Consider the following 590-nt stretch of genomic DNA (forward strand, 5'->3'; position numbering starts at 1 on the left):
TGAAATGATTTATTCGAATCAAAACCGGATTCAAAACTCACGAAAGTGATGCTCTCATCGCCACAGGAGAGCACCCACTCGGAGTCAGCTGCATCATTTTCAGCCGAATACTCGATACTCACCAAATACTCACCGGCTGCCAAGACGTTGAGATCCCAGACCGCTTTTGCGTCTTCAGATTGCCACTCCTCCACATAATAATCATGCTTCCACTCTCCGAACTTCTCCATCCAGCGTGATTCTTCAATCGCGCAATCCTCGACGGTGGACATTTCAGCGAGCAAGGTCGCCGTTGTGATACCATCGATTTGAGTCGCTTGATTGCTGACCTGCACCGGGCCATCGAGTGTCAATTTAACCACGGGAATTAAAGGCATCTCACGACCGACCTGCGATCCTAGATTCACTTCCAAAACAGTGCCTTTTTGCTGATAAGCGACTGTAGACGAATCATGCAGTAGGCTCGCTCCGGTGACATTGGCTCCTAAATCTGCCAGACGGAGCATCCCCTCGGCGGGCAAGTCAAACACGTGTAGGTAGAGCTCATTTCCTTTTGTGGTGATATCCCCCCAACTAAATCCCTGGTCAAA

1 pseudogene is annotated in these 590 nt (G+C 49.7%); it reads right to left on the reverse strand.

Features of this window, described 5'->3' with window-relative positions:
- Window positions 1–590, reverse strand: a pseudogene (locus QEH59_RS18670) (hypothetical protein); the annotation flags it as partial.

Source organism: Thalassobacterium sedimentorum, assembly GCF_031127905.1.
Lineage (GTDB): Bacteria > Verrucomicrobiota > Verrucomicrobiia > Opitutales > Coraliomargaritaceae > Thalassobacterium > Thalassobacterium sedimentorum.